The sequence below is a fragment of the Pseudomonas sp. Z4-7 genome (assembly GCF_051131965.1).
In the GTDB taxonomy this organism is placed as follows: domain Bacteria; phylum Pseudomonadota; class Gammaproteobacteria; order Pseudomonadales; family Pseudomonadaceae; genus Aquipseudomonas.
Map to the genome: position 1 here is coordinate 209,768 of NZ_CP071642.1, position 16,995 is coordinate 226,762.

The window sequence follows — 16,995 nt, forward strand, 5'->3', positions numbered from 1 at the left end:
GCGCTCAGATGTCCTTGTTCAAACAGCTGTTGATCGCTATCTGTCTGTTCCTGGTGGTTGCCTTCAGCGGCAGCTTCATGGTCAGCCTGGAAAGCTCGCGGACCCAGTACGTCAATCAATTGCGTTCGCACGCGCAGGATGCGGCCACGGCGCTGGCCTTGTCGCTGACGCCGAATATCGACGACCCGGCAATGGTCGAGCTGATGGTCAGCTCGATCTTCGACAGTGGCTACTACGCGAGTATCCGCGTGGTCGACGTGAAGAACGACAGCACCATCGTCGAACGCACCGGCATTCCGGACGCCGGCAACGTGCCGCAGTGGTTCATCAAGCTCATTGGCCTGGAGCCGGCCGGTGGCGATGCGCTCGTCAGTCGGGGCTGGGAGCAGGCAGCGCGGGTCGAAGTGGTCAGCCACCCTATGTTCGCCCTCGCCAAGCTGTGGCAGAGCGCGCTGGGCAGCCTGGGTTGGCTGTTGCTGTGCGGCGCTGTGAGCGCGGTGTTGGGGGCCTTGCTGCTGCGCCGTCAGCTCAAGCCGCTGGATTACATGGTGCATCAGTCCCATGCCATCGCCCGTCGGGAGTTCCTCAGCTTGCCGGAGCTGCCGCGTACCCCTGAGCTTCGCCGGGTGGTGCAGGCGATGAACCAGATGGTCGAAAAGCTCAAGGCGCTGTTCCAGGAGCAGGCCGAGCGCAGCGAGAAGCTGCGGGTCGAATCCTATCAGGACAACCTCACGGGTCTGGCCAACCGACGTTACTTTGAAATGCAGCTGCATGCCCGGGTGAGCAATCCCGAGCAGGCCAGTTCCGGTTATCTGCTGTTGTTGCGGGTCAGGGACCTGGCCGGGTTGAACCAGCGGCTGGGCGGGCAGCGCACCGACCAGTTGCTCAAGGCCGTGGGCGAGCAATTGCTGCGTGAGTGCGCGCGTTATCCGGAAACCCATAACCTGGTGACGCGCATCCGCGGCGGAGAGTTCGCCGTGTTGGCGCCCGGGCTGGTGCGCGAGGAAGCCTTGCAACTGGCGCAAAATCTCGAAGGCGCGTTGGCGAGCCTGCACGCCACCGGCGCGACGGACGTCGCATCGGTGGCCTCCATCGGGCTGGCGCCGTTCGTCCACGGCGACTCGCCGCAAGCGGTGCTCCAGCTCGGCGACCAGGCGCTGGCCCAGGCCGAAACCCAGGGTGAACCGGGCTGGGCCTGCCTGGATCACAGCGCGTCGGCAAGCGTTGGCGATGATCACCATGCCTGGCACAACCTGCTTGACCAGGCGCTGAGCAACCAGCGCTTCGAGCTGTATTTCCAGCCGGTGGTGGCCGCCCAGGACACCCAGGTGGTGCTGCATTACAAAGTGCTTTCGCGGCTGCTCGACGATCAGGGCCAGAGCATCCCCGCCGGGCGTTTCCTGCCATGGCTGGAGCGCTTCGGCTGGACTGCGCGCCTGGACCGCCTGATGCTCGAACAGGTGCTCAAGCAAATGGCCGGGCACGAGCAATCCCTGGCGCTCAACCTGTCCTCTGCCACGCTGGCCGACCCGCAGGCGTTGAACAAGGTCTTTGAAATCCTGCGTGCTCACGGCAATCTCGGGGCGCGCCTGACCCTGGAGATCGGTGAGGAGCAATTACCTGAGCAAGCGGTGCTGGAGCAGTTGACCCGGCAGTTGCGCGAGCTCGGTTTCTCCCTGAGCCTGCAGCGTTTCGGCGGACGGTTCAGCATGATCGGCAACTTGTCGCGGCTGGGGCTGGCGTATCTGAAAATCGACGGCAGTTATATTCGCGCCATCGACCAGGAGAGCGACAAGCGCCTGTTCATCGAAGCCATCCAGCGCGCCGCCCACAGCATCGACCTGCCGCTGATTGCCGAGCGGGTTGAGACGGAAGGCGAACTGGCGGTGATTCGCGAGATGGGGTTGTTTGGGGTGCAAGGGCAGTTGGTGGGCGAGCCTAAGCGTTGGGGATGAGTGCTGCGTTGTCTGTCAGTGAGCCTTCGCGAGCCTGCTCGCGATGGCGTCAGCCCAGACACCGCACAACCCGTGGCGAGGGAGCTTGCTCCCGCTCGGCTGCGCAGCAGTCGCCAAACCGGACAACACGATCCGCCTTAAGAAATGCAGGGGCCTGCATCGCAGCCCAGCGGGAGCAAGCTCCCTCGCCACGGTCAGCGGTGAATCAGATCAACCCCTTCTCATCGTCATCGATCAACCGACTCAACCCGCCCAGCGCTTCCCGTGCCTGGTTGCGGTCCATCAGCTTGGCCTGGGCCGCTGGCGGCAGGTCGGTGACGCGGATGACGCCTTTGCTGGTGAGTACCTGGATCAGGTCGTCGAGTACCCGGATCATCTCCAGGTCGCTCTGCTTGAGTTGCTTGAGGCTGTTCTCTACCGCCTGGTTGGCGAACCAATCCTGGATCTCATGGTTGTCGGCCGGCAAGGTCTCGGTGGCCTCGGCATAAGCGGCGGCTTCGACGCGCACCAGCAGGCCTTGCGCATCGCGTTGCACATAAAACATCGGGCATCCCTCATGTATGAAGCGGCGTCATGCTGGGCAGCATAGGCCAACTGTGGGGATTATGAACACTTATCCTGTGGCGAGGGAGCAAGCGCCCTCGCCACAGAGTCTGTGTCAGGTTCAGCTGTTGTTGTGATCGATCTTGATGGTCGGGTCACTGCCGGCGATGAGCGAGTTCAGGTTAATGTTCGACCAGTTGTTGCCTTCCAGCTTGATCGTCACGTCCGGCGTCGCCGCAGTGTTGGCCGCGCTGAATTGACCGGTGGTGCTGACTTGCAGGGAAGACACGCCATCGACCGTGCTGATCTTCAGGAAGTGGTCGATGGTGCTGCCGGTTTCGCCCTGCAACAGGTCTCGCAGGTCGATCCGGTCACCTTCGGCGGCCTTGAAGTCCTTGATCACGTCAGTGCCGGTGTCGCCGGATTTCCAGACGAAGGTATCGCCGCCCAGGCCACCGATGAGCGTGTCGTTGCCCTTGCCGCCGATCAGGATGTCGCTGCCGCTGCCGCCGAGCAGGATGTCATTGCCCTTGCCGCCGTCGAGCAAATCGTTGCCGCCCTGGCCAAAGAGAATGTCGTTGCCGGCGCCGCCCAACAGGGTGTCGTTGCCATCGTGGGCACCGGACACATCGAACGCGGTGTAGTGGTCGGTGATGTACTGGTGCACGTTGCTGGTGGTGACCTTGCTGACGTCGACGCCGCTTTGCTGGGCCACGAACGACTGGATCGCCTGATAACCCTCGCCGGCGACACCATTGAAGCTCACCAGGTCGCCGAACAGGATGTCGTTGCCGTCGCCGCCATTGACCGTGTCGGCACCTGGCAACGTCGCTTCGGTGTGACCGATGATCGAGTTGGCCAGGTCCTTGGGGTCGATGTTGGTTTGCGGCTTGCCATCGGAGTCGTATGGCTTGAGGTCGTCCAGGGTCACGCCGTTGTTCAGGCCGATGGCTTCAACGTTGCTCAAGCCTTTGAGCAGGGTGAAGCTGGCCGCTGAGCCGGCTGCTGCCGAGGCGTCGCCCCACCCGCCGCCGTCCAGGTAGGAGAACTCGAACGTGCCGTTGCCCTCGGCATGCACCGTGCCGACGTAACTCTCATTCCAGTTGTTCTTGCCGCTCTTGGTCGACAGGTACATGTCGCCATTTTCTTCGATGATGAATTTGTGTGTGCTGTCGATCGTCTGGGTGTAGTACTTGCCAACGGTGTAGTTGGCCGCGCTCAGGACGTCGTCGAGCTTGACGGTGCCGTACAACACTGGGTTCGTCACTTCGCCGGACTGGTAGCGCGTCGGCTCACCGTCGGTGATGAAGTACGTCAGGTTCTTCGCACCGGTATTACTCAGGGCCTGGGTGCTGTTGAAGAAGTTTGCGGTGGTCTTGAACACATCTTCATAGTTGGTATTGCCGCCGGACACCATCGAGTCGAGCACGCTCTTGAGCAGTGTCAGCGCGTTCGGGTCGTTGAGGTTGACCGCAACGTTCTTGTTGACCTGGTTGTCGAAGTCCGCCAGGAAGATGTTCACCGTCCCGGAGTTGCTGCCCAGGCTCTGCTTGAGCGTGTTGAACACCTGGGTCAGCGAATCCTTCGCGGCGGTAACGGACGACGAACTCATGCTGCCGGAGCTGTCGACCATGAAGGCAATGTTGTAGTTGACGCCCGGCACCACGGTCAGCCCGCCGATGTCCGCGACCACGATGTCGTTGCCGTCGGTACCGGTGACATTGTCGTTGCCGGAGGTGGCGGTGACAGCGTTATAGGTCGCCGGGTAGACGGTGACCGGGATCTGCGCGGTCGTCACTGCCGACCCGCCGAGGGATTCGGTGGAGGTCGACGTTACGGTCAGGTTGATCTGGCCGCTGAAGTAGGTCGGTGGCGTCAGGTTGAGGCTGCCCAGGTTCCAGCCGGTGAGCGAAGCTTCGCCGTTGGCGCCCACGGTTGCGGTGTGTCCCGCGCCATCGCTCAGCACACTGCCTTCAGGCATGCCGCCGATTTTCACGCTCAGGCTTTCGGAGCCATCGGTGTCGGTCAGGGCGGTGGTGATTTTCGACAGCTTCACGCTGCCGCCTTCGGCGCCTTCGTTGAGCTTGTAGCCGTCGTAGTAGCCTTCGCCATTGGTGCCGTGCAGGTCGGAAACGGAAACCCCGGCATTCACCAGGTCAGCCACGCCGGTATACAGCGGTATGCCTGCGCTGCTCAGGTCCACCGGCGTGCTGCCGTTGACCGACAGGTTCACGTCATAACTGCCTGGGCCGGTCTGGTTGTGGTGGTAGATATCCAGGGTGTAATAGCCGCTGGTGGTCGGCGTGAACGAACCGTTCAACTGGCCGCCCGCACCCCAAGTGATGGCCGCGGCGGTCTTGCCGCCGATGGTCACCAGCAAACTGTCGTCGCCGGTGCCGCTGAAGGTGTAGGTCTTGCCGGCTTCCAGGAAGATCAGGCCCGAGGTCTTCGACGCGGTGCCCGGGTTGACGTTGCCGTCGTTCTGAACGTTGCTCACATTGGTGCTGCTGTTCGGCGTGCCGGCGGCGTCGATCACCGACTTGAGCGTGCCGGACGGCGCGCCATTGCCATCGGTGCCCAGGCCCGACAGGCCGGTCCAGACTTCCTTGATCAGGCCGGTAGAGGTCACGTTGTTGCCGGCGACGTTGAGGGTCGGCGCATCGGCGGTTGGCGTGATGTCGATCTTCACGGTACCGGTGTTGCCCAGGGTCTGGCCGTCGGTTGGCTGGAACTTGATCTGCGCGTAGTCAGCCTGCTTGTTGCCCACGCCGCTACCGCCGTAGCCATCGGCCCCGGATTCGTTGGCATCGGGTGTGAAGCGCAGCTTGCCGGCGTCGATGTCGGCCTTGGTGAAGGTCTGGTTGTTGGCCACGTCCTTCCACGTCGCCCCGTCCAGGTACTGCAACTTGCCATCGCCTGGCAGCCCGGTGATTTTCACGCCCTGGCTAGTGGCGGAACTGTCCACATCGCTGACGCCGAAGCTCGACCAGCCGAGGATCAGCGAGGTGTCTTCGGTGCCGGTCACGGAGCCACCGGTGGCTACGGGTGCGTCGTTGACTCCGACCACGTTCACGGTGGTGGTGGCGGTGTTGGAGTAGCTCGTGCCGTCGGTCACTGTCACGGTGATGACGCGCGGTACGGTGCTCGGATCTTCGCTGTTGTTGATGAAGCTGATGTTCTTGATCTGCTGCATGTAGTCGGCCAACGTCGCATTGCCCGTCAGCGTCAGGACGATTTTGCCGTCGGTGCTATTGGCGTTGATGCTGATGCCGTTGACGCTATTGCCCAGGTTCAGATGATCGCCAGGCTGACGGTTGGTCAGCACGATGGTGGCGCCGGTCAGCTGGGTGCTGTCCGGGTCAGTGATTTTCAGATCGGTGTCGCCAATCGACACGCCCGGGCCGGTGGTGCCTTCGGTAAAGGTCACTTGGTAATCGGCGCCGGTCTTGCCGCTGGAATTGTTGGCGTCCAGGTCGAGTACCGGCGGTGCATCGTTGTCGATGATCGAAGTGCTGACGCTGCCATTGGTGCCGCTGACCGCCAGGTTCTCGAAGTTGCCTCCGGTGGCCGAGTCGATCTTGACCACGAAGTTTTCGGTGCCTTCGGTGATCTTGTCGTCCAGCGTCGCCACGTTGAAAGTCGCGCTGGTGGCGTTGGCCGGGATCTTCACGGTGTAGACGCCGGTGAAATCCGAGCCATCGGCGGCGGTACCGCTGTAGACGATCTTGACCGTTACCTCGGTTTGCGCCGGGTTCGTCAGGTTGACCGTATACGTGGCGGCCTGGCCTTCGGTGACCGAAGTGCTGCCGGTGATGCTGACGGTGGTGTTGTCAGGCGTGTCGGTCACGGCGGTCACGGCTGGCGTGGTGCTCGGCACCAGGTGCTCGAAATTACCCCCGGTGGCCGTCTTGATCGTTGCTTCGACGTTGCCGGCGTCTTTGTAGACGTCGTCCTTTGGCGCATCGACGGTTACGGTGCCGGTCTTGGCGCCGGCGGCGATGTTGATCACCGCGCCGTTGCTCAAAGTCACGGTCACTGGCGAACCGGCGGCATTGGTTAGGGTCGCGGTGTAAACAATCGAACCGCCCTCGGCGACGGTGTCGGTCGCGGACAGGGTCAGGCCCGTGGCATCAGTCGAATCGGTGACTGCGGTGTCCGCAGGCTTGCCGTCGATTTCCAGGTTTTCGTAGTCGCCGCCTTTGGCGTCGTCGATCTTGACGCTCAGGTTGCTACCGCCCGCCAACGCATCGTTAGGTGCGGTGAAATTCACTGAGCCGGAGCTCGAACCAACCGGAATGGTGATGGACTGGCCGTTGCTCAAGGTCACTACGAGCGGGGCGCCGGTGACTGGAGCGTTCACCGAAGCGGTGTAAACCACGGTGCCGCCTTCGCCCACGGAAGGGGAAGCCGTCAGGCTGACAGTCGAGGTGTCGAGCGTGTCGGTGACGTCTGTCACGGCTGGTGCAGTGTTAGGCACCAGGTTCTCGAAGTTGCCGCCGGTGGCTTTATCGATGCTAACTTCGACCTTGCCGGCGTCCTTGTAGACGTCGTCTTTCGGCGCGTCGACGGTTACGGTGCCGGTCTTGGCGCCGGCGGCGATGTTGATCACCGCGCCGTTGCTCAGGGTCACGGTCACTGGCGAACCAGCGGCGTTGGTCAAGGTCGCGGTGTAAACAATCGAACCGCCCTCGGCGACGGTGTCGGTCGCGGACAGGGTCAGGCCCGTGGCATCAGTCGAATCGGTGACTGCGGTATCCGCAGGCTTGCCGTCGATTTCCAGATTTTCGTAGTTGCCACCCTTGGCGTCGTCGATCTTGACGCTGAGGTTGCTACCGCCCGCCAACGCATCGTTTGGTGCGGTGAAGTTCACCGAGCCAGAGCTTGCGCCAACTGGGATGGTGATGGACTGGCCGTTGCTCAAGGTCACTACGAGCGGAGCGCCGGTGACTGGAGCGTTTACCGAAGCGGTGTAAACCACAGTGCCGCCTTCGCCCACGGAAGGGGAAGCGGTCAAGCTGACAGTCGAAGCGTCGAGCGTGTCGGTGACGTCGGTCACCGCTGGTGCAGTGTTAGGCACCAGGTTTTCGAAGTTGCCGCCAGTCGCTTTATCGATGCTGACTTCAACCTTGCCGGCGTCCTTGTAGACGTCGTCTTTCGGCGCGTCGACGGTCACGGTGCCGGTCTTGGCGCCAGCGGCGATGTTGATCACCGCGCCATTGCTCAGGGTGATGGTGACAGGCGAACCGGCGGCGTTGGTCAGGGTTGCGGTGTAAACAATCGAGCCGCCTTCGGCAACGGTGTCGGTCGCGGACAGGGTCAAGCCCGTGGCATCAGTCGAATCGGTGACTGCGGTGTCCGCAGGCTTACCGTCGATTTCCAGGTTTTCGTAGTTGCCGCCTTTGGCGTCGTCGATCTTGACGCTGAGGTTGCTACCGCCCGCCAACGCATCGTTAGGTGCGGTGAAGTTCACCGAGCCGGAGCTCGAACCGACTGGGATGGTGATGGACTGGCCGTTGCTCAAGGTCACTACGAGCGGAGCGCCGGTGACCGGGGCGTTTACCGAGGCGGTGTAAACCACAACGCCGCCTTCGCCAACCGTCGAAGTTGCGGTGAGCGAAACGGTGCTGGTGTCGAGGGTATCGGTCACGTCCGTCACGACTGGTGCAGTGTTAGGCACCAGGTTCTCAAAGTTACCGCCAACTGCCGTGTCGATGCTGACTTCAACCTTGCCGGCATCCTTGTAGACATCGTCTTTCGGCGCGTCGACAGTGACGGTGCCAGTGGTAGCGCCGGCGGCGATATTGATCACGGCGCCGTTGCTCAGGGTGATGGTGACAGGCGAACCGGCGGCGTTGCTCAAGGTCGCGGTGTAAACAATCGAGCCGCCTTCGGCAACAGTGTCGGTCGCGGAAAGGGTCAAGCCCGTGGCATCAGTCGAATCGGTGACTGCGGTGTCCGCAGGCTTGCCGTCGATTTCCAGATTTTCGTAGTTGCCGCCCTTGGCTTCGTCGATCTTGACGCTCAGGTTGCTGCCACCCGCCAATGCATCATTAGGTGCGGTGAAGTTCACTGAGCCAGAGCTGGAACCAACTGGGATGGTGATGCTTTGACCATTCGACAGCGTGACGACCAGCGGAGCACCGGTGACCGGAGCGTTTACCGAAGCGGTGTAAACCACAGTGCCGCCTTCGCCCACGGAAGGGGAAGCGGTCAAGCTGACAGTCGAAGCGTCGAGCGTGTCGGTGACGTCGGTCACGGCAGGTGCAGTGTTAGGCACCAGGTTTTCGAAGTTGCCTCCGGTAGCTTTATCGATGCTGACTTCGACCTTGCCGGCGTCTTTGTAGACGTCGTCTTTCGGTGCGTCGACAGTTACGGTGCCAGTGGTAGCACCGGCGGCAATGTTGATCACCGCACCGTTGCTCAGGGTAATGGTGACAGGCGAGCCGGCCGCATTGGACAGGGTCGCGGTGTAAACGATGGAACCACCTTCAGCGACAGTATCAGTCGCGGACAGGGTCAGACCGGTAGTGTCTTGGGCATCAGTTACTGTGGTATCCGCAGGCTTGCCGTCGATTTCCAGATTTTCGTAGTTGCCGCCCTTGGCGTCGTCGATCTTGACGCTCAGGTTGCTGCCGCCCGCCAACGCATCATTAGGCGCGGTGAAGTTCACCGAGCCAGAGCTTGCGCCAACTGGGATGGTGATGGATTGGCCGTTGCTCAAGTTCACCACGAGCGGGGCGCCAGTGACCGGGGCGTTTACGGATGCTGTGTAAACCACAGTGCCGCCTTCGCCCACGGAAGGGGAAGCCGTCAGGCTGACAGTCGAGGTGTCGAGCGTGTCGGTGACGTCGGTCACGGCAGGTGCAGTGTTCGGAACCAGGTTTTCGAAGTTGCCACCGACAGCTTTATCGATGCTGACTTCAACTTTGCCGGCGTCTTTGTAGACGTCGTCCTTTGGCGCGTCGACGGTCACGGTGCCGGTCTTGGCGCCGGCGGCGATGTTGATCACCGCGCCGTTGCTCAAAGTCACGGTCACTGGCGAACCGGCGGCATTGGTTAGGGTCGCGGTGTAAACAATCGAACCGCCCTCGGCGACGGTGTCGGTCGCGGACAGGGTCAGGCCCGTGGCATCAGTCGAATCGGTGACTGCGGTATCCGCAGGCTTGCCGTCGATTTCCAGATTTTCGTAGTTGCCACCTTTGGCGTCGTCGATCTTGACGCTCAGGTTGCTACCGCCCGCCAACGCATCGTTAGGTGCGGTGAAATTCACCGAGCCGGAGCTCGAACCAACCGGAATGGTGATGGACTGGCCGTTGCTCAAGGTCACTACGAGCGGGGCGCCGGTGACTGGAGCGTTCACCGAAGCGGTGTAAACCACGGTGCCGCCTTCGCCCACGGAAGGGGAAGCGGTCAAGCTGACAGTCGAAGCGTCGAGCGTGTCGGTGACGTCGGTCACGGCAGGTGCAGTGTTAGGCACCAGGTTTTCGAAGTTGCCTCCGGTAGCTTTATCGATGCTGACTTCGACCTTGCCGGCGTCTTTGTAGACGTCGTCTTTCGGTGCGTCGACGGTCACGGTGCCGGTCTTGGCGCCAGCGGCGATGTTGATCACCGCGCCATTGCTCAGGGTGATGGTGACAGGCGAACCGGCGGCGTTGGTCAGGGTTGCGGTGTAAACAATCGAACCGCCTTCGGCAACAGTGTCGGTCGCGGACAGGGTCAGGCCCGTGGCATCAGTCGAATCGGTGACTGCGGTATCCGCAGGCTTGCCGTCGATTTCCAGATTTTCGTAGTTGCCACCTTTGGCGTCGTCGATCTTGACGCTCAGGTTGCTGCCACCCACCAAAGCATCGTTAGGCGCGGTGAAGTTCACCGAGCCGGAGCTCGAACCGACTGGGATGCTGATGGACTGGCCGTTGCTCAAGGTCACTACGAGCGGGGCGCCGGTGACTGGAGCGTTTACCGAAGCGGTGTAAACCACAGTGCCGCCTTCGCCAACAGTCGAAGTTGCGGTGAGCGAAACGGTGCTGGCGTCGAGGGTGTCGGTCACATCGGTGACGGCTGGTGCAGTGCTCGGCACCAGATTTTCGAAGTTGCCACCGGTAGCTTTATCGATGCTGACTTCGACTTTGCCGGCGTCTTTGTAGACGTCGTCTTTCGGTGCATCGACGGTTACGGTGCCAGTGGTGGCGCCAGCGGCGATGTTGATGACCGCGCCGTTGCTCAGGGTGATGGTGACAGGCGAACCGGCGGCGTTGGTGAGGGTCGCGGTGTAAACAATCGAGCCGCCTTCGGCAACGGTGTCGGTCGCGGACAGGGTCAAGCCCGTGGCATCAGTCGAATCGGTGACTGCGGTGTCCGCAGGCTTACCGTCGATTTCCAGGTTTTCGTAGTTGCCGCCTTTGGCGTCGTCGATCTTGACGCTGAGGTTGCTACCGCCCGCCAGCGCATCGTTAGGTGCGGTGAAGTTCACTGAGCCAGAGCTGGAACCAACTGGAATGGTGATGCTTTGACCATTCGACAGCGTGACGACCAGCGGGGCGCCGGTGACTGGAGCGTTTACGGATGCTGTGTAAACCACAGTGCCGCCTTCGCCCACGGAAGGGGACGCCGTCAGGCTGACAGTCGAAGTGTCGAGCGTATCGGTGACGTCGGTCACGGCTGGCGTGGTGCTTGGCACCAGGTTTTCGAAGTTGCCACCGACAGCTTTATCGATGCTGACTTCAACTTTGCCGGCGTCTTTGTAGACGTCATCTTTCGGCGCGTCGACGGTCACGGTGCCGGTCTTGGCGCCGGCGGCGATGTTGATCACCGCGCCGTTGCTCAGGGTGATGGTCACCGGCGAGCCCGCTGCGTTGGTCAGGGTCGCGGTGTAAACGATGGCCCCGCCTTCAGCTACGGTGTCGGTTGCAGACAGCGTCAGACTGGTAGTGTCTTGGGTATCAGTTACTGCGGTATCCGCAGGCTTGCCGTCGATTTCCAGGTTTTCGTAGTTGCCACCTTTCGCGTCGTCGATCTTGACGCTCAGGTTGCTGCCACCCGCCAACGCATCGTTTGGTGCGGTGAAGTTCACCGAGCCAGAGCTTGCGCCGACTGGGATGGTGATGCTTTGACCATTGCTCAAGGTCACTACGAGCGGGGCGCCGGTGACTGGAGCGTTCACCGAAGCGGTGTAAACCACAACGCCGCCTTCGCCAACCGTCGAAGTTGCGGTGAGCGAAACGGTGCTGGTGTCGAGGGTGTCGGTCACATCGGTGACGGCTGGTGCAGTGTTCGGCACCAGGTTCTCGAAGTTGCCACCGGTGGCTTTATCGATGCTGACTTCGACCTTGCCGGCGTCCTTGTAGACGTCGTCTTTCGGCGCGTCGACAGTGACGGTGCCAGTGGTAGCGCCGGCGGCGATATTGATCACGGCGCCGTTGCTCAGGGTGATGGTGACAGGCGAGCCGGCAGCGTTGGTGAGGGTCGCGGTGTAAACAATCGAGCCGCCTTCGGCAACGGTGTCGGTCGCGGACAGGGTCAGGCCCGTGGCATCAGTCGAATCGGTGACTGCGGTGTCCGCAGGCTTGCCGTCGATTTCCAGATTTTCGTAGTTGCCGCCCTTGGCGTCGTCAATTTTGACGCTGAGGTTGCTACCGCCAGCCAACGCATCATTAGGTGCGGTGAAGTTCACCGAGCCAGAGCTTGCGCCAACTGGGATGGTGATGGACTGGCCGTTGCTCAAGGTCACTACGAGCGGAGCGCCGGTGACCGGGGCGTTTACCGAGGCGGTGTAAACCACGGTGCCGCCTTCGCCAACCGTCGAAGTCGCGGTGAGCGAAACGGTGCTGGTGTCGAGGGTGTCGGTCACATCGGTGACGGCCGGTGCAGTGCTCGGCACCAGATTTTCGAAGTTGCCACCGGTAGCTTTATCGATGCTGACTTCGACTTTGCCGGCGTCTTTGTAGACGTCGTCTTTCGGTGCATCGACGGTTACGGTGCCAGTGGTAGCGCCGGCGGCGATATTGATCACGGCGCCGTTGCTCAGGGTGATGGTGACAGGCGAACCGGCGGCGTTGCTCAAGGTCGCGGTGTAAACAATCGAGCCGCCTTCGGCAACGGTGTCGGTCGCGGAAAGGGTCAGGCCCGTAGCATCAGTCGAATCGGTGACTGCGGTGTCCGCAGGCTTGCCGTCGATTTCGAGGTTTTCGTAGTTGCCGCCTTTCGCGTCGTCGATCTTGACGCTGAGGTTGCTACCGCCCGCCAGTGCATCATTAGGTGCGGTGAAGTTCACTGAGCCAGAGCTGGAACCCACGGGGATAGTAATGGACTGGCCGTTGCTCAAGGTCACTACGAGCGGAGCGCCGGTGACTGGAGCGTTCACCGAAGCGGTGTAAACCACAACGCCGCCTTCGCCAACAGTCGAAGTCGCGGTGAGCGAAACGGTGCTGGTGTCGAGGGTATCGGTCACGTCCGTCACGACTGGTGCAGTGTTAGGCACCAGGTTCTCAAAGTTACCGCCAACTGCCGTGTCGATGCTGACTTCAACCTTGCCGGCATCCTTGTAGACATCGTCTTTCGGCGCGTCGACAGTGACGGTGCCAGTGGTAGCGCCGGCGGCGATATTGATCACGGCGCCGTTGCTCAAAGTAATGGTGACAGGCGAGCCCGCTGCGTTGGTCAGGGTCGCGGTGTAAACAATCGAACCACCTTCGGCGACGGTGTCGGTTGCGGACAAGGCCAAGCCAGTAGCATCAGCCGAATCAGTGATCGTAGTAACCGCAGGCGTCGTGCTCGGTACCAGGTTTTCGAAGTTGCCGCCGGTTGCGCCGGTGATCGTGGTGCTGACTGTACTGCCGTTGTTGTAGACGTCGTTGGCCGGGGTATCCACGGCAACGGTGCCGGTGGTCTGGCCGGCGGCAATGGTAATGACCGAGCCATTGCTCAACGTCACGGTCACCGGCGTCTGAGCAGGATTGGTCAGCGTTGCGGTGTAAGTGATCTGACCGCCTTCGGTGATGGTTTCGCTGGCGCTGAGCGTCAGGCCAGTCGTATCAGCCGAGTCAGAGATCGTGGTGACCGCAGGCGTCGTGCTCGGCACCAGGTTTTCGAAGTTGCCGCCGGTTGCGCCGGTGATCGTGGTGCTGACGGTACTGCCATTGTTGTAGACGTCGTTGGCCGGGGTATCCACGGCAACGGTGCCGGTGGTCTGGCCAGCGGCAATGGTAATGACCGAGCCATTGCTCAACGTCACGGTCACCGGCGTCTGGGCCGGATTGGTCAACGTGGCGGTGTAGGTGATCTGGCCACCTTCGGTGATGGTTTCGCTGGCGCTGAGCGTCAGGCCAGTCGTATCAGCCGAGTCAGAGATCGTGGTGACCGCAGGCGTAGGGCTGGGCACCAGATTCTCGAAGTTACCGCCGGTTGCGCCAGTAATCGTAGTACTGACAGTGCTGCCATTGTTGTAGACGTCGTTAGCCGGGGTATTGACAGCCACGGTACCGGTGGTTTGTCCGGCGGCGATGGTAATGACCGAGCCATTGCTCAACGTCACGGTCACTGGCGTCTGGGCCGGATTGGTCAACGTGGCGGTGTAAGTGATCTGGCCGCCTTCGGTGATGGTTTCGCTGGCGCTGAGCGTCAGGCCAGTCGTATCAGCCGAATCAGTGATCGTAGTAACCGCAGGCGTAGTACTCGGCACCAGATTTTCGAAGTTACCGCCAGTGGCGCCGGTAATCGTAGTGCTGACGGTGCTGCCGTTGTTATAGGCGTCGTTAGCCGGAGTATCGACAGCCACGGTACCGGTGGTCTGGCCAGCGGCAATCGTGATGACCGAGCCATTGCTCAATGTCACGGTCACCGGCGTTTGAGCCGGGTTGGTCAGCGTCGCGGTGTAGGTGATCTGGCCGCCTTCGGTGACAGTATTGCCGGCGCTCAGGGTGACGGTGGTGGTGTCGACGGTGTCGGTGATCTGCGTCACGGCTGGCGTGGTCGGCAGGGTCACGGCGATGCCGGTGCCGCCAGTGGTGCCGGTGACGGTCACGCTGACTTGGCTGGGGTCGTTGTAGACCGTGTCGTTCGGTGCCAGGGGCACGTTGACGCTACCGGTCAGTTGCCCGGCCGGAATCACGATCACCGCGCCGTTGGACAGGGTTACGGTCAGGTTGGTTTGCGGCGCCTGGGTCACGGTCGCCGTGTAGACCAGCACGCCCCCGGCCTCGGTCAGGGTCGGGGTGGCGCTCAAGGTCATCGTCGCATTGAGCACGGCGTTGGCGGTGGTATCGGCGTTGTCGTCGCCACCCAGGATGTTGTCATCGGTTGCCGCGGCCGCAGCGAGGCCTTCGGTCGGGAAGCCGATGGTGGGGTCGACGCTGCCGGCCGTGGCATCCAGCACGACGAAGCTATGACCGCCGCCCACGGCTCCGCCCGTACCGGCAGCGGTGGCGCCGGCCGCGGTGGCTTCCAGGGCGGTGGTCGGGTCGACACCGGCGGCGATGGCTTGCTGCAGCTCTTCTACTGAAGGCGCGGCTTGGGCAGTGGCCTGTTCGAGGTCGGTGGAAGAGTCCGGCGCGCTGGCGCTCCACTGGGTATCGCGGCCCAGGTCGAGCGTGCGGCCGTCAGCCAGTTCCAACGTGACGGCGCCGGCAGGGCCGGTGTCCAGCTGGTCGCCTACGTTAAGGCGATCGCCTTCAATGAGTACGCGCCGAATGCCCTCGGGGGAAACGACGAAAACCTGACCAACAATGCTTTTGACAACGGCAATAACACTGCTCATTGAAGACTCTCCGGGTACCACGTTCAGTAGACTTCCATGGACCCGACAGCCTCGTTGGCCATAGCGGTCTGGACGTTCATGCGCACAAAGGGATAATGTTTTGACGCTGGAAATATGACGATATTTTGACAGCTAGTTCGGCTTATTTTGTTTCTGCCAAACTATTGACCTTATGCTGGCCATCCTAAACAATCGCCCCTGTAATGTCACATTGATATTTAAGCGGCGACCTGTTCTTTCGGTGCGTGTTCCTGCCCCTGTTCTGAACTTTCCGACATACGGTCATTCCGGTTGCCATCATCCGATGCAGCGACACGTTTCGCTGTGATTCAAGACAAGAGTTTCGGGAATTTTCCAACCATGCGTTCGCACCTGTTCAAGGCTTTACCCTTCGCCCTGGCCGCCAGTTTCGTACAAGCACAAACCTTGCCGCAGGCCATGCAACAAGCATTGGATGTTCATCCAGAAATTCAGGCAGGCGTGAACAGCCGCCTGGCGGCGGACTATCAGTTGAAGGCGGCCAAGGGCGGCTACCTGCCTAGAGTGGACCTCGCAGCCGGTTACGGTCGTGAAGGCACCGACAGCGTGACGACCCGTTCGGGCGGTAATAATCATTGGGAAACCCTGAACCGCAGCGAATCGAGCCTACGCCTGTCGCAAATGGTTTTTGACGGTTTTGCGACGTCCAGCGAAGTCGGGCGTCAACAAGCCAACGTCAGTGCTCGCGCCTATTCCTTGCTTGATGCCTCCGAGCGCACCGGGCTGACCGTCGCCCAGGTGTACCTGGACGTACTGACCCGCCGTGAGTTCGTGCGCCTGGCCGAGGAAAACCTCAAGAGTCACGAGCGCATCTTCGATCAGATCAAGCTGCGCACTTCCCGGGGCGTAGGCAGCGGGGCCGACCTGGACCAGGCTGAGGCGCGCATGGCCCAGGCCCGCAACAACCTGATCACCGAGCAGACCAACCTGGCCGATGCCGAGACCAACTACCTCAGCGCCGTCGGACAATTGCCTGACCAACTGGAGCGCCCCGCCGACTTTCTGGCGTTGCTGCCGGCCAACCTGACCGAAGCCCGTGCCCAGATGCTGGAAAACAGCCCGGTGCTGCGTTCGGCCGAAGCCGACATCGCCGCCGCCGAGAAGCAGTACGAGGCCGCCAAGTCGAGCTTCTACCCTCGCTTCGACGCGGAGCTGGGCCGCACCGCCGACAACGACCTGGACGGCCAGAACGGCCACAACAATGAATGGCAGGCCATGCTGCGCATGCGCTTCAACCTGTACGCCGGTGGCAGCAACAAGGCTGACCTGGAATCCAAGTCCTACCTGTCCAACCAGGCGCTGGATATCCGCAACAACGCGCTGCGCCAATTGAACGAAGAGCTGGGCCTGGCGTGGAACGCCCTGAACAACGCCAACGCCCAGGTGCCGATTGCCCAGCAGTACGTGGATCGCAGCGCCAACGTGCGCACCGCCTACCAGAAGCAATTCAGTCTCGGCGAGCGGACCCTGCTCGACTTGCTCGACAGCGAAAACGAGCTGTTCAGCGCCTCCCGCCGTCTGGCGGAAATCAAGAACGTGCAGCTGTTCAGCCAGTACCGGATCAAGGCGACCATGGGCCAGTTGCTGAAAAGCCAAGGCGTGGTCGCGCCGTTGGCATCGGTTGTGCAGACCGACGTTAAACCCAAGGTCCAGTTGCCTGGGATGAATTAAGCCATCCATCCGTTTTTCAGCGAAAGAGTGCCGAGC

At 61.7% G+C, this 16,995-nt stretch carries 4 protein-coding genes; 2 read left to right on the top strand and 2 right to left on the bottom strand.

Annotation, left to right across the window (positions count from 1 at the left end):
• Positions 1–8: 8 nt before the first annotated feature.
• Positions 9–1,955: a cyclic di-GMP receptor LapD gene (gene lapD / locus J3P91_RS00915; protein WP_434570448.1), complete on the top strand. Its 1,947-nt coding sequence runs from the start codon at positions 9–11 to the stop codon at positions 1,953–1,955.
• 205 nt (positions 1,956–2,160) lie between these two features.
• Here lapD and J3P91_RS00920 read toward each other — a convergent pair whose 3' ends face one another.
• The gene (locus J3P91_RS00920; RefSeq protein ID WP_305497599.1) at positions 2,161–2,499 is read right to left on the bottom strand and encodes a tryptophan synthase subunit beta; all 339 of its coding nucleotides are present in this window, start codon (positions 2,497–2,499) and stop codon (positions 2,161–2,163) included.
• Between the two features lie 120 nt (positions 2,500–2,619).
• Positions 2,620–15,249, bottom strand: a complete 12,630-nt coding sequence (locus tag J3P91_RS00925; RefSeq protein ID WP_434602465.1) for a retention module-containing protein — start codon at positions 15,247–15,249, stop codon at positions 2,620–2,622.
• Positions 15,250–15,609: 360 nt separating this feature from the next.
• Here J3P91_RS00925 and J3P91_RS00930 point away from each other — a divergent pair, with 360 nt between their 5' ends.
• Positions 15,610–16,959 (top strand): TolC family outer membrane protein, encoded by a 1,350-nt coding sequence (locus J3P91_RS00930; RefSeq protein WP_434602466.1) that lies wholly within the window; start codon positions 15,610–15,612, stop codon positions 16,957–16,959.
• Positions 16,960–16,995: the final 36 nt, after the last annotated feature.

Excerpts from the sequence above, each read along its gene's own strand:
- lapD (WP_434570448.1), top strand. The coding sequence starts at position 9 with ATGTCCTTGTTCAAACAGCTGTTGATCGCTATCTGTCTGTTCCTGGTG.
- J3P91_RS00920 (WP_305497599.1), bottom strand. The coding sequence starts at position 2,499 with ATGTTTTATGTGCAACGCGATGCGCAAGGCCTGCTGGTGCGCGTCGAA.
- J3P91_RS00925 (WP_434602465.1), bottom strand. The coding sequence starts at position 15,249 with ATGAGCAGTGTTATTGCCGTTGTCAAAAGCATTGTTGGTCAGGTTTTC.
- J3P91_RS00930 (WP_434602466.1), top strand. The coding sequence starts at position 15,610 with ATGCGTTCGCACCTGTTCAAGGCTTTACCCTTCGCCCTGGCCGCCAGT.